Below are 20,495 nucleotides of genomic sequence, written 5' to 3'. Positions count from 1 at the left end.
CGCCCCCGGCCGGCTGCCTGGACTGCGGCCGCAGCCGGGGCGGCGGCCGCAGTCCAGACTAGCCAATATGCCTTAGCGGGTGGAAACCGACGGTGCGTGCACGGTGTTGCCGCCGGCGGCGGGAACGGCAGGAACGGCAGGAACGGTGGTTTCGCCGTCGACGCCCGGGACGGCCGGAACGGCAGGAACGGCGGGAACGGACGGAACCTCAGGCTTTTCAACCTCAACGGCAGCCGAACCCTTGGTTTCGGCGCCGGCCTTGGCAGCGGCATCGGCCTTGGCCAGAACGTCGGTGCAGTAGCTCTCGATGTTCGCGTCACCCTGGGCTGCGATGGACAGCGAGGAGAACGCCTTGGAGGAAGCGTTCACGCCGCCGTGGGTGTAGGCGGTGCAGAGGCCCAGGGCTGCCGGACCGGCGGCGTCAACAGCGGTGTTGGCTGCTGCGGAAGCCGTTGCGTCGGCGGTGACCTCTTCGTCGGAGGCGTCAGCGGCGGCGGAAGCGGAGCCGGAGGCCTTGGCGGCGGCATCGGCGGTCTCCAGGGCGCCGGCCACAGCTTCAGTGGCCGTGGGGGCGGGGGTGGCCTGCGCGTCAGCGGCTGCTTCGGCCGCCAGCTTGGGGGCAGGAGCGCCGAAGAGTTCGTGGGCGGTCTGCTGGGCCTGGGTGGGAAGGACGCCCGAGACGGCTGCGGCGCCGGTTCCTCCTACGGCCAGGGTTCCGGCGGCCAGGACTCCGGCGGCGACTTTGCTGGTGGCAAGAACGGTGAACACAGACATCTAACTTCTCCAAACCTAGACAACTCATCAGAGTGGGTCCGCCGTGCGGACCCATCACGGACTACATCGCCTGCCGTTGCGGAAAGGTTACGGGCGGCTGGAATTTTCCTTTTCCGCGCCCAAATCGCCGGAAACCCTTCGGGATCGCCGGTCCGTTCCGGCTATTTCGCAGCGCTCCGGCGTTCCCCGGAAGCAGCGGCTCCGGCAGCGGTGCCGGCGCGGGTTGAGGGCAGCTGGGAGGGCACCCGGCATGGGCCTGCCGCCGGGCGAACTAAGATGGATCAGATAACCACCCACCGGACCCGGCCCCGCCGTGACCTGCCGAAAGTAGCGCGTACATGCCATCCCAACCGGACGAAAGTGCGGAACTGGCAATACAGACACCCGCCATCAACGACCGCTCGCTGGCGGCGGGCTTGGCGTATGCCATGGCCAGCAGGGTCTCGGGCATATCGTTCGACGGCGGCACGGGGCTCATGCTGGGAAAGGTCCGGGGTGGCGCGGAGGTTCCTTATTCCACCACGGCCAAGCTGGTCCGGAAGGGCGGCGGCTGGAGCTGCACGGTGGGCGTGTGCAGCTGCCCGGTCCGCAAGGACTGCAAGCACGTGGCGGCCCTGCTCTTCGCGGCGGAGGACAACCCGGCCATCCGGGTGCAGCTGCTGTCGCCGTCCACCTCCACGCAGGTGTCCCGCGCCCCTTCGGCGGCGCTCTCCGACTGGGAGCAGGCCCTCAGCCCGCTGATCTCCCAGCCAGGTTCCGCCCCGTCCACCAGCGGGGTTCCCCTGGCCCTGCAGTTCGAGGTGGAGGAACCGCCGCCGCATTTCTCCTACACCGGCCGCCGGGACCCGGTGCGCGGCGTGCGGCAGCTCAAGGTGCGGCCCGTGATCATGGGGGCCAAGGGCAAGTGGATCCGCGGCGACGTTTCCTGGAATACCCTGAGCTACCTGAACTTCCGGCGCGAATCGAACCAGGCGCATGTGGAATGGCTGCAGGAGTTCCTTGCCGGCCACTCCTCCTCCGCCAGCCGGATGCACAACTCCGCGGGTTTGTGGCTGAGCCTGAACTCCTATGCGGGCAGGAACCTGTGGGGCCTGCTGTCCGATGCCACGAAGATCGGGCTTGCCCTGGTCCACTCGCGCGGCACCGAACCGGTCCGGATCGCCGAAGCCCCTGCCGCCGTCGGGCTTTCCCTGAGCCGGTACGGCACCCCGGTGGCCGACGCTGCGGATGCCGGCACCCCCGCCACAGCAGAGGCGTCCGACGGCGGCCTGGAGCTTTCGCCCACCATCACCGTGGAGGGGGCTGAGGTTGATCCGGCGTCCGTGGGCACCATCGGCCGGCCCGCGCACGGCCTGTTCTTTACCTCCGGCGAAGCAGCCCTGCCCGGCGTTCCCGACCCCAACGGCACCATCACCCTGGCACCCCTGGAAAACGGGCTGAGCGAAGAGCTGCTGGCGTTCGTCACCGCAGCCAGCACCCTGCACATTCCTGCCAGGGACGAGTCAAAGTTCCTCACCGGCTTCTACCCGAAGCTGAAGCAGACGGCCCGGGTCACGGCGCGCGACGAGTCCGTGGAACTGCCCGAACTGGCCGTCCCCACGCTGTCGCTGCTGGCCAACTACGGGGCGGACCACCGGGTGCGGCTGCACTGGGAGTGGCACTACAAGACCGGCAAGCTGGTCACCGCGCAGCCGTTGTGGCGGCACCCCGGCGATGCCGGCTACCGCGACGACACAGCGGAATCCCGCATCCTGGAGGGCATTGGCCGGCCGTGGGACGTGGTGCCGGCCCTGGGCGAATCCGCCACCGGCGGCTGGGGCACCCCCCGGCTGGCCGCCTCTGCCGAACTGAGCGGCCTGGACACGCTGGCGTTCACGGAGGAAGTGCTGCCCCGGCTGCGCGAAGCCCGGGACGTGGACGTGGAGACGGTGGGCGAGATCGCCGACTACCGCGAGGCCGAGGAGGCACCGGTGGTGTCCATCTCCACCAAGGCCACCGAACAGCGCGACTGGTTCGACCTGGGCATCCAGATTTCCCTGGAAGGCCAGCCCGTTTCCTTCGCCGCCGTGTTCTCCGCGCTCGCCGCCGGACAGACCAAGATGCTCCTGCCCAGCGGCGCCTACTTCTCCCTGGACCTGCCGGAGCTTCACCAGTTGCGGGCCCTGATCGAGGAAGCCAGGTCCCTTCAGGACAACAAGGACGCGCCGCTGCAGATCAGCCGGTTCCAGGCCGGGCTGTGGGACGAGCTGGCGCAGCTGGGGATCGTTGACGAACAGGCTGCGGCCTGGCGGTCCGCGGTGGGCGGCCTCCTGGAGGGCGGCACGGACGGGCTGCCGCTGCCGGCCTCCCTCAACGCAGAACTGCGCCCCTACCAGCTGGAGGGCTACAACTGGCTCAGCTTCCTGTACAAGCACGGGCTGGGCGGGATCCTGGCCGACGACATGGGCCTGGGCAAGACCGTGCAGGCACTGGCGCTCATGTGCGCGGCGAAGGAACTGGCTCTTGAAGCCGCGGCGGCACTGGAAAGGTCCGACGACGGTGCTGCCGCCACCAGTGTTGTGGACGGCGCAAACCAGCCCGCCGCCGTCGCGCCCTTCCTGGTGGTGGCGCCCACCAGCGTGGTGGGCAACTGGGCGGCCGAAGCCGCGCGCTTTGCTCCTGGCCTTACCGTCCGCACGGTTGGCGAGACCTTTGCCAAGAGCGGGCGGGAGGTAGCGGATTCGCTCGGCGGGGCCGACATCGTCATCACCTCCTATGCCCTGTTCCGCATCGATTACGAGTCCTATGCCTCCCGTACCTGGTCCGGGCTGGTGCTGGATGAGGCGCAGTTCGTGAAGAACCACCAGTCCAAGGCGTACCAGTGCGCGCGGAAGCTGCCGGCGGCGTTCAAGCTGGCCATCACCGGTACTCCGCTGGAAAACAACCTCATGGAATTCTGGGCGCTGACGTCCATCGTGGCTCCGGGCCTGTTTTCCAGCCCCAAGCGCTTCGCCGAGTACTACCAGAAGCCGGTGGAGAAGAACGGCGACAAGGGGCAGCTGCAGAAGCTCCGACGCCGGGTCCGGCCGCTGATGATACGGCGCACCAAGGACCAGGTGATCAAGGACCTGCCGCCCAAGCAGGAGCAGGTCCTCGAGGTGGTGCTGAACCCGCGGCACCAGAAGGTGTACCAGACGCACCTGCAGCGGGAGCGGCAGAAGATCCTGGGGCTGATCGAGGACGTCAACAAGAACCGGTTCACCATTTTCCAGTCGCTGACGCTGCTGCGGCAGCTGAGCCTGGACGTGTCCCTGGTGGATCCGGCACTGTCCGCCGTGCGGTCCAGCAAACTGGATGTTCTATTCGAGCAGCTCGAGGACCTGGTGGCCGAGGGGCACCGCGCCCTGATCTTCAGCCAGTTCACCGGGTTCCTGGGCAAGGTCCGGGAGCGGCTGGACGAGGAGGACATCGAGTACTGCTACCTCGACGGCAGCACCCGCAACCGCGCCGACGTGGTCAGCGAATTCAAGAACGGCAGCGCGCCGGTGTTCCTGATCTCGCTGAAGGCCGGCGGGTTCGGACTTAACCTCACGGAGGCCGACTACGTGTTCCTGCTTGATCCGTGGTGGAACCCGGCGTCCGAGGCGCAGGCCGTGGACCGCACGCACCGGATTGGGCAGGCCCGGAACGTCATGGTGTACCGGCTGGTGGCCAAGGACACCATCGAGGAAAAGGTCATGGCGCTGAAGACCCGGAAGTCCCAGCTGTTCGCGGACGTCATGGAAGGCGACGCCCTGGCCGGTGGCGCCATCACGGCCGAGGACCTGGCAGGGCTGTTCAAGGAGTAGGCCTCCCCCGGTTTGGACCTATGCTGGTCTCCAACACGAAACTACAACGTTGGAGAAGAGATGACGCAGCAGCACGCCGCCGGTGAGGTCCTTGCATCTTCAGCCCTGGCCTTGGCTCCCCTGCGCCCCGACGCCTTCACCGTCCCCTACCGCGATCCCGTATGGGACGGCCCCACCGACCCCATCCTCGTTGCCGACCACCTCAAGGGTGAGTGGGTCCTGTTCTACACCCAGCGCCGCGCCACCGCTCCGGGATTGACGGGGGTCGAATGGGTGCACGGAACCGGCATCGGCGTCGCCAGGTCTTCCGACGGCGGCGCCACCTGGCGCTACCAAGGCACCGCTGAGGGACTCATCCCGCCGGGAACGGAACTGCCCGCAACCCTCTGGGCGCCCGACGTCGTCCGCATTGGAGACCGTTGGATCATGTATCTCACGGTCCTGGGCGGCCGGCGGACGGACTGGACCGGCACGGCGGAAATCGTCCAGTTCGCCAGCCATGACCTGGAAACGTGGGAGTACCTTGGCCGCACCAACCTGGACTCAGCGCGGGTGATCGATGCCGCCGTTGCCCGCTGCGGGGACGGCCGCTACCGGCTCTGGTACAAGGACGAGTCCCGGGATTCGAACACGTACTGCGCGGTCAGTGACACCCCGGACGATCCATCGTCCTGGAAGCTGGAAGGCGTCGCCATCCCGGGGCGGCCGCACGAAGGGCCCAAGGTCTTCCGGCTCGGCGGCTGGTACTGGATGATCGTGGACGAGTGGCGCGGCCAGGCCGTTTACCGCTCCCCCGATGCAACCGGCAACTGGGTCCGGCAGGAGCACCTTGGCGGGCTGATCCTTACGGCGCCGGAGAGCGTGGACGGAAGGGCCGTCGTCGGGCGCCATGCTGACGTGGTGCCCCTTCCGGACAGGGGGCCCCGGTAAAATGTCCGACGGCGGTACGCAGCGTGCGCTGCTGGTGTACTTCACCCATCCTTACTGGGGCGGTGAGGACATCGACATGATGGCGCCGGACCCGCGCACCCGCCTCAGCCACGTGCGGGCCGCGGTACTGGAAGTGGTCGGTGGAAACCTGGTCTGCACGGAACAGTAGCCACTCCAATGACGGACACAACGAAGGGCCAAACCCCGGAACTATAAGCCGGCTGGTGCCGGCACCGGTCCGAGGTTTGGCCCTGATTCGTGAGCTGGGGCTAGACCCGCTGCGGCGAGCCCAGTTCCACCGGATCCTCGTCCGTCAGGTACGCCAGCTCGGAGTGGGCTGCGAGGTCGATGCCGCGCAGTTCGTCCTCGGGCTTGATGCGCAGGCCGATGGTCTTGTCCAGGATCTTTGCCAGGACCCAGGTGATGCCGAAGGAGTAGACCAGCACCGTGATGGTGGCCAGGGCCTGGACCCCCAGCAGTTCGAAACCGCCGCCGTAGAAGAGGCCGGTAATGGCGTTGGGTGCCGCGTCCGTGGCGAAGAGGCCGATCAGCAGGGTGCCCAGGATGCCGCCCACGAGGTGGACGCCGACGACGTCGAGGGAATCGTCGAAGCCGAGCCGGAACTTCAGTTCGATGGCCAGGGAGCAGACAGCCCCGGCGATGGCACCGATGGCCACAGCGCCCAGCGGGCTGACGGCACCACAGGCGGGCGTGATGGCCACGAGTGCGGAGATCAGGCCGGATGCGGCGCCCATGCTGGTGGCTGCGCCGTGGCGGACCCGCTCCACCAGGGCCCATGCGAGCAGGCCGGCGGACGCTGCTACTGCAGTGTTCAGGAAGACCACCGACGCCGACTGGCCGGCGGAGAGTGCGGAACCGGCGTTGAAGCCGAACCAGCCAACCCACAGCAGGCCTGCGCCCACCAGGACCAGCGGCCGGCTGTGCGGCTTGGCGTGTTCCACCTTGGGCCAGCCGGAGCTCTTGCCCAGGACCAGGGCAAGGGCAAGGGCGGCCGCGCCGGCATTCATGTGGACCGCGGTGCCGCCGGCGAAGTCAATGGCCTTGATGCCGTTGGCGATCCAGCCGCCCATGGCGCTGCCGTCCGCGGAATCGAATGCGAACACCCAGTGCGCAATGGGGAAGTAGACAACGGTGGCCCAGATGCCGGCGAACAGCATCCAGGCGCCGAACTTCATCCGCCCGGCCGCGGCACCGGCAACCAGGGCCGTGGTGACGCAGGCGAAGAACAGCTGGAACGCGGCGAACAGGATGACCGGGATGGATGCCGAATCATCGGCCGCCAGCAGCTGGCCCATGCCGGGAAACTCGGTGACGTCACCGATCAGCCCCAGCCCCCCAACAGAGTTGCCGAACGCCATCGAATACCCGAACAGGGCCCACAGGACGGCCACCAGACTGGCGCCGCCGAAGCACATCATCATCATGTTCAGAATCCGGCGCGACCCCACCATGCCCCCGTAAAACAGGGCCAGGGCGGGGATCATCATGCAAACCAGCGCCGAGCTGGCCAAAATCCAAGCGACATTTCCCGAATCCATGGGAAACCCCTTTCAAGATGCGAAGAGAGAACGGTAGGTTGCCGTCAGAGCCGCTCCGTGGGAGGGACGTGGACGGAGGGGCCACGTTCAGCGGAGGGGCGGCTGGTGCCGTCTGGTTCCAACTGTATGGCCGCTGTTTTGGGGTGGGTTTCCGGTGTGTTAAATGATCGTTTCGGTCATCCGCCACCGAGTTTCAGGCGTCCCACTGCACCAAGGTGCAGGAGTGCGTCACGCACGGCATGCTTTGAGGGAGCGGACGACGGCGGGAGGCCGGATTTTCGCGGCACCGGCACCAAAGGTGGGTCGAAAGCATGCGCTGCGTGACGCCGTCGACCGGCTGCTCCATATTGCCGGACGGAAGCGACGGCTAGGCTGAAAGCCATTGGGCGGAAGGTTGCTTCGACCGGTACCGGCCACTGTCAAAACCCGGCACGAAAGGAAGCACCCCTTTGAACAACCAGCAGCCCATCGACCGGCAGGCAGCCACACCCGGAGACGAACCGCGGGAACTGCGGGTTGGCGTGGTCGGCATAGGCTGGGCCGGCCAACAGCACCTGAAAGCCTATTCGGAGCTGGACGGGGTCCGCATCGTGTCGCTGGCGGGAATGGAACAGGAACTCCGCGACTCCCTGCAGGCCGAGTACGCCATTCCCAACGGCTTTCCCGGGTGGGAAGAGATGCTGGACCACGGCGGCCTCGACGCGATCAGCGTGGCAGTGCCCACCTTCCTGCACGCCCCCATCGCCGTCGCGGCCCTGGAACGGGGCATCCATGTGCTGAGCGAGAAGCCCATCGCGCGCAACGCCGTCGAGGGCAAGGCCATGGTGGACGCAGCCCGCAAGGCCGGACGCGTCCTGGACGTGGCCTTCAACCACCGCCGCCGCGGCGACATCCAGGCGCTCAAGGAAGTGATCGATGCCGGCGGGCTGGGCAGGCCCTATTACGCCAAGGCGTCCTGGCTGCGCCGCTCCGGCATCCCCACCCTGGGCAGCTGGTTCACGAATCCGGAGCTCGCCGGCGGCGGACCGCTGGCGGACATTGGCGTGCACGCGTTGGACTACGCCCTGCACCTCCTCGGCGAACCGAAGGTGGTGGCGGTCTCCGCCGCGACGCACTCGGAGCTGGGCCCCCAGGGCAGGGGCGGCGGAAGCCGGTATTCTGCCCAGGCCACCAGCCATGCGTTCGAGGTGGAGGACTTCGCGTCAGCGTTCCTCCGGCTTGAAGGCGGCGGGACGCTGCTCCTCGAGGCCGGCTGGGCCACCTACCGGGAAACGGACGACCTGCTCGACTTCACCGTCTACGGCACCGACGGCGGCGCAGAACTGAAGGTGAAGGGCGCACCGTTCCCGCCGGTAGGCCAGCTAAGGGTCTTCACGGACAAGGAGGGCGAATCCGCCGATTACGTGCCGACCGTGCTGCCGGGCCGGGCGCATGACGCAGTGGTGGAAGACTTCGTAACGGCGGTGCGCGGCGGCGAAGCAGTGTGGGCCGGGCACGACGGCTCCCTGGCCCTGTACCGTGCACAAATCATTGACGCGTGCTACCAGTCCGCGCTGGAGCAGAGGGAGGTTCGACTCTAATGAACGGCAAACTGAGGATCCGGGTGTGGAACGAGGGCGTCCACGAGGCCATCAACGAGCCCTCCCACATCGGGGAGATCTATCCTGACGGCATCCACGGCGCCATCGCCGCGGGCCTTCGCTCCTACCTTCCGGATGCAGACATCACGACGGCGGTCCTGGACACCGACGACGAACACGGCCTTGACGAGGAGGTGCTCGCTGAAACGGACGTCCTGCTGTGGTGGGGCCATATGGCCCATGCCGAGGTGAGCGAGGCCGTCGTCGAACGCGTCCACCGGCACGTGCTCGGCGGAATGGGCCTGATCGTGCTCCATTCCGGACACTTCGCGAAGATCTTCACCAAGCTCCTGGGCACCAGCTGCTCGCTGGCCTGGCGCAATGACGGCGAGCGCGAGCTGGTGTGGACCGTCAAGCCATCGCACCCCATCGCCGAGGGCGTGGACAGCCCCATCGTCATCCCCGAGCAGGAGATGTACGGGGAACTGTTCGACATCCCGGACCCGGACGACCTGATCTTCATCAGCTCGTTCGCGGGCGGGGAGGTGTTCCGCTCCGGCGTCACCTTCACCCGCGGCAAGGGCCGCATTTTCTACTTCAGCCCCGGCGACCAGGAGTACCCGGTGTACCACCACCCGCAGATCCAGCGGGTGCTGGCCAACGGCGTGAAGTGGGCCGCGCAGCCGGGGCTGCACCGTTCAGCCCCTGAAGTGACCAACCCTGCCCGGGAGTGGTTCGAGGAGTAAATGCGTCATTGACATCGGGTCCCGCCGGGAGCACATTGGGATCGTCGCGCACGCGGTTCGGCAGGTTCTGGACGGGCACACCCTCCCTGGCGGACCATCTCCCGGCGCCGCCCAGCCCGCCGGATGAATTAGCAACCACTCCTTACCGGGAGCCAGAAATGCCTGCAGTAACGGTCACGAACCTCGAAGCCAAATCCTTCAACGAACCTGACGAGAAGCGCCGCCCACCCAAGACCGAGGTTGATGTGGTCAACATTGGCGGCGCAACCCTGGGCCGGTTCACTTTCGAACCCGGCTGGCGCTGGTCTGAAACCGTCAAGACCGTTGTCAAGACGGACAGCTGCCAGAACAACCACCTGGGATTCTGCACCTCCGGCACCCTGACGGTGCAGCTCAACGACGGAACGCAGCAGACCATCCATGCCGGCGACGCCTATTCCATCCCGGCCGGGCACGACGCCTGGGTGGAAAACGACGAAACATTCGTCGGCTATGAGGTCATGAGTGCAGCCGAGTACGCCAAGCCCGCCTGATTACGTGGAAGACCAAGGCGAACCAGCAGGAAGGGAGGCCCGCCAGGACCTCCCTTTCCTGTGCCGGCAGCCCTACGGTTGAGGGGAATACAACGATCGGAGAGCAATGAAAGTCACCGTCATCGGCGGCAGCGGCCACATCGGTTCGTTCCTGGTCCCGCGGCTGGTCCGCGCCGGCCACGAGGTCACCACCATCAGCCGCGGCACCAGCAAGCCCTACATCGACTCGCCGGAATGGCGGCAGGTCCACCAGGTCACTGCAGACCGGCAGGCGGAAGACCGGGACGGCACATTCGGGGACCGGGTGGCCGGGCTGAAGCCGGACGCGGTGGTGGACCTGGTCTGCTTCACCCTCGAATCTGCGGCGTCACTGGTGCACCGCCTGCGCGGCGAGGTGGGGCACCTGCTGCACTGCGGCTCCATCTGGCGCTACGGGCAAAGCCTGAAGCTGCCCATCCGGGAAGGTTCTGATTCAGCGGCCGAGCCCTTTGGAGAGTACGGCGTCCAGAAGAACCGGATCGCGGTGATGCTGCAGGAGGAGACCGCCAGCGGCGGCCTGGCAACCACCTCGCTGCATCCCGGCCACATCGTCGGACCGGGATGGTACCCCATCGGCCCGCTCGGAAACCTGGACCCCGCCGTCTGGCAGGCACTCTCCGCCGGCCAGCCCCTTCGGATCCCCGGCACCGGCGCGGAACTGATGCACCACGTGCACGCCGATGACGTCGCCCAGGCTTTCGAAAAGGCCATTGAGCAGCGCGAGGCGGCCGCCGGCGAGGACTTCAACATCGTCGCTCCAACGGCGCTCACGGTCCGCGGCTATGCCGACATCGCGGCCGCCTGGTTCGGGCACGCCGCCGTCCTGGAGACGGTCAGCTGGGACCGTTTCCGCGAAAACACCTCCCGCGAGTACGCCGACTCCAGCTGGGGACACCTTTACCGCAGCCACTGCTTCAGCCTTGAGAAGGCCGCGTCCGTGCTGGGCTACGCGCCGCGGTACGAACCGGAGCAGGCCGTCTTCGAATCCATCCAGTGGCTGGTGGAGCAGGGCCGGCTGCACGTCGCCCGCCCCCTGGGAGTCCCCGCTGGTTGAGGCTGCCTAGGCATGCACCCGCCGGAGCCGTGACACCAGCGAGGCGGCCAGCAGGGCAGTAACCAGTTCCAGCGCGATCACCAGCAGCAGTTCCGAGGCGCCGTTTGCATGGGCAATGGACGACGGCGGCTGCGCACCATGCGCGTGTCCGGCACCGCCACCGCCAAGCAGCAGGAACCCGTGGAGGGCAGCCATGGCCACCGCGGCAACGGTGACCTGGTGCAGGGCGCCCAAGCGGCTGTACCGCCAGATGTGTACCGCGCAGGGTAGGCAGACGGCGGCAAGCGCCAGCATGAGCACGCTCAGCCAAACACCGTGGCGGCCGGCCGCGGCCAGCCACAGGTGCGCAGCGCAGCCTGCGGCGGTGACCACGGCGACCAGCCGGGAATGCAGGACCGGACCCTTGGCACCGGGCCGTCCTGCCGCCGTCGTACTCCGTGCCCCGGCGGCGACCAGACTAGTGGCAGGAGCCACCGCTGCCGCCCTCGGTGTGGCAGGCCGCGACCTGCTTGTTGGGATTGGCCGGAACATCCAGGACGGGGCTGCGGTCGAAGAAGCCCTCGGGGCGGAGCTTGAAGCCCACAGTGTCCACCGGCATGATGGGCCAGTCCTCCACCCGCGGGAAGTGGGTCAGGCCAAAGGTGTGCCACACCACGATGTCCTGGCCGTCGATGTCCCGGTCCTGCGCCACGTAGGCCGGCAGGCCCGCTCCCCCGGCATGCTGGTTCACGAAGTCGCCCGTGGGGTAGCGCTCGTCCTCGGCGTGGCGGGTCACCCAGAGGTCTTTCGTGGCGAACGCAGCGCGGCGCGCAATGGACGAGTCCGGGTCCGCGAGCAGCGTGGGCTGGTTGGAGGAATGCAGCTTGTAGCCCACGGGCTCGCCCAGCCGGTTGCGGGATTCGGGGTTGGAGATGATCCAGGTCCGGCCGGCCCGGGCGTCGGCTTCCCTGACGCCTTCCGATTCGCGGGAAAGCAGCGTGCGCTTGCGGGAGAAGGCGTTGCCGCGCTCATTGCCGGGACCCATCGCCTGGCGGACCACCTCCTCTTCCTCCACCCGGTTGGTGAACCCGTCGACGGCCATGTCCAGCCGGGCGCTGAAGAGGTGCTGGTGGAACGGGGCGCCCAAGCCGGGGGCCAGCTGCGAGATGTTCTCCGAGCCGCCCTCCGGAAAGGCTGATGTAAAGACGATTCCGGTGGCCTTGGCCTCGAATTCGATGGTGCCATCCAGGTAGAGGTACCAGTAGAAGCCGTAATCGTAGTTGCCGATGGTGGTGAAGAAGGAGATGACCAGGCGGCGGTTGCGGCGGGTGTAGGTAACGCCGCTCCACAGATCCGAGTGCTTGGACAGAATGCTCCAGTCCTCCTCGTGCATGCAGATCCCGTTGCGGATTTCCCGGGGGTTGCCGAACGCGTCGGAAATGACCGGGCTGAGGTACGTGATGTCGCCCAGGCAGTCGCAGCCCAGTTCCAGTGAGTTGGCGTACTGGCCCACCAGGTATTCGCCGGTGTCGAAGTAGTTCTGCCAGGACCGGATGGGTGACGGGTCACCGTAGGGGACCACCATTTCGGCGATCGAGGCGCGGTTGATGATGGGCCGCACCCGGTCCCCGTCGCGGAAGCCGAGGTTGTGCAGGACCACGCCTTCGCGGACATCGAAACCGACGTCCACGCTCCACTTTTCCCACTCCACATGGTTGCCGCCCGTCACGGTGAAGCTGGGCCCCTCCGGCTGGGTGATGCTGATGGGTTTCTGGGTGGTCCGCAGCGGCCCGGTCAGTTCCGGGTCCGTGTAGTTGCCGTGCTCGGCCGGGATGGGCATAACGCCCAGGTCGATCACCTGGGTGACCTCCTTGCTGACCACGTCCACGTAGGCCACCAATCCGTCCACGGGGTGCGCCCACGCGCTGTCTTCCGGGAACTCCTGCACGAACGCCAGCCCACGCAGGATCCGCCGGCCCTTCTCTTCTGCATATTCGAAGACACCGGCGGAGAGCGGGGCAACCCGGACCTTTTCGACGGCGAGTCCGCGGTCCGCGAGCGCCTTGAGCCAGCGGCCATCGGTGGCCAGGAGGGCTTCCACTACCTCGAATTCCTCCTCCAGCACCGGCAGTTCGCCCGTCACCGCTGTATCCAGTTCGACGGCGGAGTCCACCCTTCGGTGCGTGACGGAGACAAGGACATCGTGCGGGGCCGCGCCGGAGACGTCGTGGATGAACACCCGGAAACGGCGGTCCGCCGCCTCCGGATCCGAGCCGCGGGGCGGATCCTGCAGGCCCAGGTAGGCAATCCGGTGCTGCGGGCCCAGGCGCCCTGCCTCCTGCAGGATGGACCGCACCTGCAGGATTTCGGCTTCGGTTGCCAGCCCGAAGGCGGAGGCAGTTTCAGTTGGAGCAAGCGTCATGGGTGAACCTTTGTCCGGACCGTTTCCGGTCACTGGGATTTATTTTCTATAGTTGTAGAGAATAAACGTACGTAACATGGCTCACAAGAGTCAGGACCAAAATATTTTCCGGGGAGTGGCCGCGGTGCCAAAGATTGTTGACCATGACGAGCGGCGCCTGGAACTGGTGGATGCCACCTGGCGGATCATTGCGCGGCAGGGACTGGAAGGCGCCACCATGCGTGAGATCGCCATGGAAGCTGGCTTTGCCAACGGAGCCCTGAAGCCCTACTTCCCCACCAAGGACACGTTGCTGGAGTTCGCCTTCGGCCACGTCTTCAACCGCACCAATCAGCGCATCGCCGAGGTCACCAGGGGCAAGTCCGGCCTGGCAGCCCTGCGGGCCTTTTGCCTTGAAGTACTCCCCTTGGACGAGGAACGCATCAACGAGGCACGGATCGTCATCCCGTTCTGGCAGAGGGCGGTGAATGACGTCCAGAAGGCCGGGATCCACCAGCGTTCGATGGACGAATGGCTGGCCGCCATCCGCCGCTTCCTGCAGGAGGCGAGGGACAGCGGAGACGTGACAGCCGCCGTCGACAACCATGTCCTGGCCGGCCAACTGTTGAACATGTTGCTGGGTGCGCAGATAGAAGCGGCGCTTGCGCCGGAAGGCCGCACCGACTTCGGCCACGCGGCGCAGCTGGAGGGGTACCTGGCACTGCTGGGCAAAAATCCTGCCGGCAAATAAGCGCCCTACTCGAAAGTATGCTTACTATTGAGGGGTCAGGTTCTGGTTCACGCCGGAGCGAGCACGAACTGTTAGGAGCATCTCCATGGGTTTGGATGACAAGATCGGCAACGCAGCAGAGAAGCTCGGCGGCAAGGGCAAGGAAGCTGCCGGAAACGCCACGGGCGATGAGAGCCTGAAGGCCGAAGGCCAGACGGACCAGTCGAAGTCGGACCTCAAGCAGGCCGGCGAGCACGTCAAGGACGCCTTCAAGAAGGACTAGTCGACGCTCGCATAATGGGTGCAGCTCCAGCCGGAGTTGCACCCATTGTCGTATTCAGGGCCGCTGCTCCCCCGCGTTGCCGGCCTGCACATTGCCGTGCATGTCCCGCAGTTCCTGCAGCAACCTCAGTTGTTCGGCGTTGATGTTCATGAGCATCTCGATGTGCGCCGCGGCGCGAACGTCCGTTTCGTAGTCATGCTGCGCCATGGCCGAGGCGATGGCGTCCTGGCGCTTGGCCGCGATCAACAGGATAGCCCCCTGCAGCCCGGCCAGCATGGACAGGAAAAGGTTCAGGAGGATGTAGGGATAGGGATCCCACGCACTGGCGGCGAGGACGTAGCTGTTCAGCGCAGCCCACGCTGCCATGAACGCCAGGAAGATGCCCACGAAGGGCCAGCTGCCCATCCCGTTCCGGAGGGTGTCCGCGGCCCTCTCACCGGGAGTGAGGCCTTCCTGGTGCCGCCGGTGCCAGTTGCTTCTGATGTCCGTCATGGCCCCAGACTATGTCCTGGGTGAGGAGCCGCGCGGCTAGTGGATAAGCCCTGACACGAGGTTGATGGTGGTGGCCAGCACGATCGCGCCAAGAAGGTAGGACAGCAGGGCCTGCCGCAGCACGGTGGCACGGATGGCGTTGGTCTTGAGGTTGGTGTCGGATACCTGGAAGGTCATCCCCACGGTAAAGGCCAGGTAGGCAAAATCCGCGTACCTGGGAGGGCTCTCCTCGTTGAAGTCGATGCCGGCCCCATTCCGGTAGTAAATGGCGGCATACCTCAGGGTGAACAGGGTGTGGACCAGGAACCAGGACAGGGCAATGCTGCCCAGGGCCATGGCCACGGTTGCGTCCTTGCTGTAGCCCTGGGCATTGGAAGCATCCGCCAGGATCAGCCCCACGCCCGCAAAACTGGCCACCGTGGCCGTGAGGACCAGCGCGTCCGAAGAGACCCGGCCCGGATCCTCCCGCAATGCGTGCGCAGCGGTAGCCGCGGGGCCGAGACGCCCAATGACGAGCCAGACCCACAGCAGGTACGTAACCGACGCCGCGGCCCAGCCAAGTGCCGGCGCGTAGGCCCAGTTGCCCAGGAAACCCCACCAGCAGGGCGGCAGCCAGGCCGACGCCGGCCATCACCAGCAGGCGGAGCCGTGATTGGTGCGCGGGGGAATCGAAGTTCCGGCCGGGGCCCGAGGGGACGGCCTGCATGGGATTCATGGCCAGATCATGGCACGCCCGTCTTGGGCTTTGCTGGAAGAGAGGACTTCTTATTTTCGACAACCGTTGAAAAAAGACGGTCGGGGGACTAACCTGAACTCACTGTGTCCCATGACACATCGGGGGGATCGTCGAGTTGCATTCCGTTACGAGGAAAATCCATGCCAGCAACAGCTCCAACCCGGGCATCGTCCCGGCAGGCACCCCAGGACCTCACCTCCAGGGTGGCCGGTTCCTTCGACCACTGGAAGCACCTGGTGGCCGAATCCTTCGTGCCCCTCACGGCACGGACCAATGACGTGGAGGGCTTCCAGGGACGGATGCGTTCGCGCGTGCTGGACCGGATGTCCATCGTCGAAGTCACCGCCACTTCGCATGAGGTGCACCGCACGCCGGCCTTGATCGCCCAGGCCCACGAGCGCTACTTCAAGCTGAACCTGCAGCTGGAAGGAACCGGCCTGCTGGTCCAGGACAACAGGGAAGCCGTGCTCCAGCCCGGGGACCTGGCCATCTACGACACCAACCGGCCTTACACCCTGGCGTTTGAGGACCAGACCCGGATCATGGTGCTCATGTTCCCCTGCGACGCCCTGTCGCTGCCTGCGGATTATGTGGGCCAGCTTGCCGCGGTGCGGATGGGCAGCGGGGGCCTCAGCGGGATTGTGGGCCAGTTCATCCGGGAGCTGTCGGCAAACCTGGATGTCCTGAACGGCCCCAGCGGATCCAGGCTCGCCACCAACGCACTGGACCTGGTATCCACCATGCTGCATGCGGAAATGGACATTTCGCCGGACAGGATGAAGCCACAGGCACTCCTGGCTGTATCGATCCGCGAGTATATCGAGGCCAACCTGTCCGATCCGCTGCTGTCGCCGGCAGGCATCGCCGCCGCCCATTTCATCTCCACGCGGCACCTGCACAACGTCTTCCACGAGTCAGGCAGCACCGTTGCCGGCTTCATCCGGAGCCAGCGACTGGACGGTGCCCGCCGCGACCTGCGCGATCCGCTGCATGCCGGAAAGTCCGTAGGGGCCGTGGCCGCCGCCTGGGGATTCCTGGACGCCGCCCACTTCAGCCGGACGTTCCGCGACGCTTTTGGCGTCTCCCCCACCCAGTGGCGCCGCGCGGGCTAAATCAGGCCCTGCGCCAGCATGGCATCTGCCACCTTGACGAAACCGCCGATGTTGGCGCCGAGCACATAGTTGCCCGGCTCGCCGTATTCCTCGGCTGTTGCCGCGCACCGGTGGTGGATGCCCACCATGATGTCCGTCAGCCGCGCCTCGGTGTGTTCGAAGGTCCAGGAGTCCCGGCTGGCGTTTTGCTGCATCTCCAAGGCCGAGGTGGCCACCCCTCCCGCGTTCGCCGCCTTGCCGGGCCCGAACAGCACCCCCGCTTGCTGGAACACCGAGACGGCGTCGCGCGTGCAGGGCATGTTGGCACCTTCACCGACGGCCACCAGGCCGCCGCGGACCAGCCGGGCGGCAGCACCGCCGTCGAGCTCATTCTGCGTGGCACACGGCAGGGCCACGGAAGCATCCACGTCCCAGACCGAGCCGCCGTCCACGTACGCAACGCCGCCCCGCCGTTCGGCGTAGTCCTTCAAGCGCGCCCGCTGCACCTCTTTCACCTCGCGGAGCAGGGCAACGTCGATGCCCGCCTCGTCCACGACGTAGCCGGAGGAATCCGAGCAAGCCACCACGGTGGCGCCGAGTGCCTGCGCCTTGGCGATGGCGTTGATGGCCACATTCCCGGAGCCGGACACCACCACGCGCTGGCCGTCAAAAGACGTCCCCCGGGTCCGCAGCATCTGCTCGGTGAAGATCACGGTGCCGAATCCTGTCGCTTCGGGCCGCACCAGGGACCCGCCCCAGGAGATGCCCTTGCCTGTGAGGACCCCGGATTCGTATCGGTTGGTGATCCGCTTGTACTGGCCAAAGAGGTAGCCGATCTCGCGTCCGCCCACGCCGATGTCGCCGGCGGGGACGTCGGTGTATTCACCGATGTGGCGGTAAAGCTCGGTCATGAAGGACTGGCAGAACCGCATGACCTCCGCGTCACTGCGCCCGCGGGGATCGAAGTCCGCACCGCCCTTGCCGCCGCCGATGGGCATGCCGGTCAGGGCATTCTTGAAGATCTGCTCGAAACCGAGGAACTTGACGATGCCCAGGTACACGGACGGGTGGAAGCGGAGGCCGCCCTTGTAGGGCCCCAGGGCGGAGTTGAACTCCACCCGGAAGCCGCGGTTGATCCGCACCCGGCCGGAGTCGTCGGTCCATGGGACCCGGAAGATGATCTGGCGCTCCGGCTCGCAGAGCCGCTCCAGGATGGCGGCTTCAAGGAATTCGGGGTGGCGGTCATGCACGGGGCCGAGGCTTTCGAAGACCTCAACCACCGCCTGGTGGAATTCCACTTCGCCGGGGTTCCGCGCCAGGACGGTGTCCCTAATGGCTTCCAGCCGTGCATCCATAAATTCGTTCCTCACCGTGGAGCCGGGGTGGGAGCGGGCGCCAGGCAGGCAACGTCGCCCCCGTTAGGTTTACACTTCAACCTATCCGATTGCGACTGGGCGCCGTTAGCCCGCTGCTACCGCGTGCACTAATCTCCGTATTGTGACAGTTATTTTCCGCTTTGTGAGATTAACCCCGCCGGTACGTACAGTCGGGACGCCCTGATGCCGTACGCCTGCCTCCTCCTCTCCGGCGCCGCGCTGCTGGTCAACGGCCTCGCCACCCTTGGGCACCTTCCCCGCCGCGACGCCGCTGTGTTCAGCCTGGTGGTCGGAGGCACCCAGCTGGCGCTCGGCGTCGTCCATGTCTCCACAGCCGGGAACGCCCCGGCGGCGCTCCTGACGGCGGCGGGCATGTTCCTGTTCGGGGTGACGTACCTGTACTCAGGGCTGGACCTGCTGCTGGCACTCGGTGGCCGCGGCCTGGGCTGGTTCTGCGGGATGGTGGCCTTCTGCGGGGTGCTGCTGGCAGCCGCCTGGCTGGGCCCGGACCCGCTGCTGGCGGTTCTGTGGCTGTGCTGGTCGGTGCTGTGGGCGCTGTTGTTTGCCGGCATGGCCCTCGGCGCAGCGCGGCTCGAACCGTTCACGGGCTGGGCGTTGGTACTGACCAGCCAGGCGTCGGCCACGGTTCCGGCCGTTCTTGGCCTGGCCGGGCTCTGGCCCCATTCCCCCACCGCGGCGGCGCTGGCCGCCCTGTTCCTGGCCGCCCTATTCCTGGCCGCCCTGTTCATGGCGGCACGGACACTGGCCCGGCGCGGAGGCAATGTTCCGAGCCGGGCCCGTGCCCAAGGGACCCTGCCTGCTAGGTGAGCGCGTGGCCCAGGGTGGCAACGTGATGGCGGCGCTGGATTGCCGACTCCACCAGCACGCCGGCCAGGAAGACCACGGGGACTGCCACCAGGAGGGCCACGGCGGTCTCCGCGCTGCCGCCAATGAGGGCCGTGAAGTTGCTGACCACCAGGTAGAGGACCCAGGCCAGCAGGATCACAGCCAGGATGGGGGCCACCCGGGTTTGCCAGAGGAGCGCACCCGCACGTTCCCGCCGGAAGAATGCGACGACGGCCGCCGAGCACAGCATGTACAGCACCAGCAGCGCCGCCACGGCCAGGCCGCTGAACCAGGAGAACAGGGTCAGCACCGGATCCAGCGCCAGGATGGCGAAGGGCACCACCAGCACGACGGCGGTGGCGGACTGCACCCAGGCAGCCACCGCAGGTGCCCGGTGCCGGTTGGTCCGGGCGAGGACGGCGGGCATGGAACCGCGCAGCGCCAGGGAGTGCAGGTAGCGGTTGATGCCGTTGTGAAACGCGATGATCCCGGCGAGCAGCGAGGTGACCAGGAGGATCCCGGCCACGATGCCGGCCCAGGGGCCGAACAGTTCCACCAGCGGACCCATGACGAAGGAGGTGGCGTCCCCTGATTCCAGCGCGGCGCCGGCGGCACCCATCACCTGCGAGGGCCCGTAGTAGCTGACCAGCATCCAGGAGATGAAGGCGAAGAACACCGAGATCACGCCGACGGAGAGGTAGGTTGCCCGGGCCACGGTACGGTGCGGATCCTTGGCTTCGGCGGAGTAGATGGCCGTCGATTCGAACCCGAACATGGAGGCCACCGCGAACATGATGGCAACACCGGGAGCTCCTGCGCCGATGGCTTCCGGGGAGAAGGACGCGGCAACGCTGATGCCCTCCGGGCCGCCGCCGTGGAACAGCACGGTGAACCCGAACATCAGGAGGATGGCCACCTCGAGGCCCACCAGGACGGCCAGGACGCGGGCGCCGAGTTCGATGTTGAGGGAGCCCAGCACCTGGACCCCGGCCATGGTGGCCAGGGACAGCAGCCACCAGGGAAGCTCGAGTCCGGCAGAAGCCAGGAGCCCGGAGAAGGCTGCACCGTAGAGGCCGTACATGGCGGCCTGGACGGTGCTGTAGGCCAGCAGGGCCAGCCACGCCGCGCCGGCGCCGGTCCTCCTGCCGAACGCTGCCGTCACATAGGCATAAAAGGCGCCGTTGGCCTGGATCTTCCGGCTCATGGCCACAAAGCCCACGGCGAAGATCACGATGACGATGCCGACAATCAGGTAGGCGCCCGGGGCTCCGGCGCCGTTGCCCAGCGCTGCCGCGAGCGGTGCCGCGCCCACGATCCCTGTCAGGGGCGCCTGGGCGGACAGGACGAAGAACAGGATGCCCAGCACGCCGATGCTGCCGGCGCGGAGGGCCGTGGAATGCTCCTTGGCCGGAGCGTCAGTGGTCCGGGTCTCGGAATTCGAAATACTCATTGGATCCTTCTTAACGGTCATGAGCTCGGGAAAATTGCTGTGGGATCCAGCTTGGCAGCGGCCCGCGCT

At 66.9% G+C, this 20,495-nt stretch carries 19 protein-coding genes; 11 read left to right on the top strand and 8 right to left on the bottom strand.

From position 1 onward, the window contains the following. Positions 1-72: 72 nt before the first annotated feature. The gene (locus QFZ60_RS00920; protein WP_307087331.1) at positions 73-774 is read right to left on the bottom strand and encodes a protein tyrosine phosphatase; all 702 of its coding nucleotides are present in this window, start codon (positions 772-774) and stop codon (positions 73-75) included. 338 nt (positions 775-1,112) lie between these two features. Here QFZ60_RS00920 and QFZ60_RS00915 point away from each other — a divergent pair, with 338 nt between their 5' ends. From QFZ60_RS00915 to QFZ60_RS00905, 3 genes are read left to right on the top strand one after another with little or no spacing between them, the layout of a single operon-like run. Beyond that, positions 1,113-4,601: a DEAD/DEAH box helicase gene (locus QFZ60_RS00915; protein WP_307087329.1), complete on the top strand. Its 3,489-nt coding sequence runs from the start codon at positions 1,113-1,115 to the stop codon at positions 4,599-4,601. 60 nt (positions 4,602-4,661) lie between these two features. Continuing rightward, positions 4,662-5,531 carry a family 43 glycosylhydrolase gene (locus QFZ60_RS00910; RefSeq protein ID WP_307087327.1) on the top strand — a complete coding sequence of 290 codons (870 nt, stop codon included), beginning with the start codon at positions 4,662-4,664 and terminating at the stop codon, positions 5,529-5,531. 1 nt (position 5,532) lies between these two features. Next, on the top strand, positions 5,533-5,700 hold the full coding sequence (locus QFZ60_RS00905; RefSeq protein WP_307087325.1) for a hypothetical protein: 168 nt from the start codon (positions 5,533-5,535) through the stop codon (positions 5,698-5,700). A 100-nt stretch (positions 5,701-5,800) separates the two neighbouring features. Here QFZ60_RS00905 and QFZ60_RS00900 read toward each other — a convergent pair whose 3' ends face one another. Further along, positions 5,801-7,090, bottom strand: coding sequence for an ammonium transporter (locus QFZ60_RS00900; RefSeq protein WP_307087323.1), 1,290 nt, complete (start codon positions 7,088-7,090; stop codon positions 5,801-5,803). 449 nt (positions 7,091-7,539) lie between these two features. On the opposite strand from QFZ60_RS00900, the gene QFZ60_RS00895 reads away from it, so the two are divergent. From QFZ60_RS00895 to QFZ60_RS00880, 4 genes are all read left to right on the top strand, one after another. After that, the gene (locus QFZ60_RS00895; RefSeq protein WP_307087321.1) at positions 7,540-8,670 is read left to right on the top strand and encodes a Gfo/Idh/MocA family protein; all 1,131 of its coding nucleotides are present in this window, start codon (positions 7,540-7,542) and stop codon (positions 8,668-8,670) included. Further along, positions 8,670-9,416, top strand: a complete 747-nt coding sequence (locus tag QFZ60_RS00890; RefSeq protein WP_307087319.1) for a ThuA domain-containing protein — start codon at positions 8,670-8,672, stop codon at positions 9,414-9,416. Before QFZ60_RS00895 ends, QFZ60_RS00890 begins: the two co-directional genes overlap by 1 nt. Positions 9,417-9,574: 158 nt before the next feature. Further along, complete coding sequence (locus QFZ60_RS00885) at positions 9,575-9,949, top strand: cupin domain-containing protein (RefSeq protein ID WP_307087317.1); 375 nt, start codon at positions 9,575-9,577, stop codon at positions 9,947-9,949. 106 nt (positions 9,950-10,055) lie between these two features. Beyond that, a complete protein-coding gene (locus QFZ60_RS00880; RefSeq protein WP_307087315.1) occupies positions 10,056-11,042 on the top strand; it encodes an NAD(P)-dependent oxidoreductase in 987 nt (328 codons plus the stop codon). A gap of 6 nt (positions 11,043-11,048) precedes the next feature. Here QFZ60_RS00880 and QFZ60_RS00875 read toward each other — a convergent pair whose 3' ends face one another. Together QFZ60_RS00875 and QFZ60_RS00870 are read right to left on the bottom strand one after the other, a co-directional pair. Then, complete coding sequence (locus tag QFZ60_RS00875; protein WP_307087313.1) at positions 11,049-11,516, bottom strand: hypothetical protein; 468 nt, start codon at positions 11,514-11,516, stop codon at positions 11,049-11,051. Continuing rightward, on the bottom strand, positions 11,500-13,443 hold the full coding sequence (locus tag QFZ60_RS00870) for a primary-amine oxidase (RefSeq protein ID WP_307087311.1): 1,944 nt from the start codon (positions 13,441-13,443) through the stop codon (positions 11,500-11,502). The genes QFZ60_RS00875 and QFZ60_RS00870 overlap by 17 nt, the downstream gene beginning before the upstream one ends. Before the next feature lie 76 nt (positions 13,444-13,519). On the opposite strand from QFZ60_RS00870, the gene QFZ60_RS00865 reads away from it, so the two are divergent. Both QFZ60_RS00865 and QFZ60_RS00860 read left to right on the top strand, forming a co-directional pair. Next, positions 13,520-14,173 carry a TetR/AcrR family transcriptional regulator gene (locus QFZ60_RS00865; protein ID WP_373427652.1) on the top strand — a complete coding sequence of 218 codons (654 nt, stop codon included), beginning with the start codon at positions 13,520-13,522 and terminating at the stop codon, positions 14,171-14,173. Positions 14,174-14,258: 85 nt separating this feature from the next. Then, positions 14,259-14,435, top strand: coding sequence for a CsbD family protein (locus QFZ60_RS00860; RefSeq protein WP_056330981.1), 177 nt, complete (start codon positions 14,259-14,261; stop codon positions 14,433-14,435). Positions 14,436-14,489: 54 nt separating this feature from the next. Here QFZ60_RS00860 and QFZ60_RS00855 read toward each other — a convergent pair whose 3' ends face one another. Both QFZ60_RS00855 and QFZ60_RS00850 read right to left on the bottom strand, forming a co-directional pair. After that, complete coding sequence (locus QFZ60_RS00855) at positions 14,490-14,927, bottom strand: DUF1003 domain-containing protein (RefSeq protein WP_307087308.1); 438 nt, start codon at positions 14,925-14,927, stop codon at positions 14,490-14,492. A gap of 36 nt (positions 14,928-14,963) precedes the next feature. Next, positions 14,964-15,455 carry a DUF1345 domain-containing protein gene (locus QFZ60_RS00850; protein WP_307093158.1) on the bottom strand — a complete coding sequence of 164 codons (492 nt, stop codon included), beginning with the start codon at positions 15,453-15,455 and terminating at the stop codon, positions 14,964-14,966. A 348-nt stretch (positions 15,456-15,803) separates the two neighbouring features. Between QFZ60_RS00850 and QFZ60_RS00845 the strand changes: the two genes are divergently transcribed. Further along, complete coding sequence (locus tag QFZ60_RS00845; RefSeq protein ID WP_307087306.1) at positions 15,804-16,775, top strand: helix-turn-helix domain-containing protein; 972 nt, start codon at positions 15,804-15,806, stop codon at positions 16,773-16,775. Here the strand turns inward: QFZ60_RS00845 and gdhA are convergent. After that, the gene (gdhA, locus tag QFZ60_RS00840; protein ID WP_307087304.1) at positions 16,772-18,109 is read right to left on the bottom strand and encodes an NADP-specific glutamate dehydrogenase; all 1,338 of its coding nucleotides are present in this window, start codon (positions 18,107-18,109) and stop codon (positions 16,772-16,774) included. The two genes, QFZ60_RS00845 and gdhA, sit on opposite strands and share 4 nt — an antisense overlap. Before the next feature lie 204 nt (positions 18,110-18,313). On the opposite strand from gdhA, the gene QFZ60_RS00835 reads away from it, so the two are divergent. Beyond that, positions 18,314-18,958 carry an AmiS/UreI family transporter gene (locus tag QFZ60_RS00835; protein WP_307087302.1) on the top strand — a complete coding sequence of 215 codons (645 nt, stop codon included), beginning with the start codon at positions 18,314-18,316 and terminating at the stop codon, positions 18,956-18,958. Here the strand turns inward: QFZ60_RS00835 and QFZ60_RS00830 are convergent. Then, complete coding sequence (locus QFZ60_RS00830; protein ID WP_307087301.1) at positions 18,951-20,426, bottom strand: APC family permease; 1,476 nt, start codon at positions 20,424-20,426, stop codon at positions 18,951-18,953. The two genes, QFZ60_RS00835 and QFZ60_RS00830, sit on opposite strands and share 8 nt — an antisense overlap. Positions 20,427-20,495: the final 69 nt, after the last annotated feature.

The organism is Arthrobacter sp. B2I5 (assembly GCF_030816735.1).
Lineage (GTDB): Bacteria > Actinomycetota > Actinomycetes > Actinomycetales > Micrococcaceae > Arthrobacter.
This window is presented reverse-complemented; position numbering and strand designations above follow the sequence as displayed.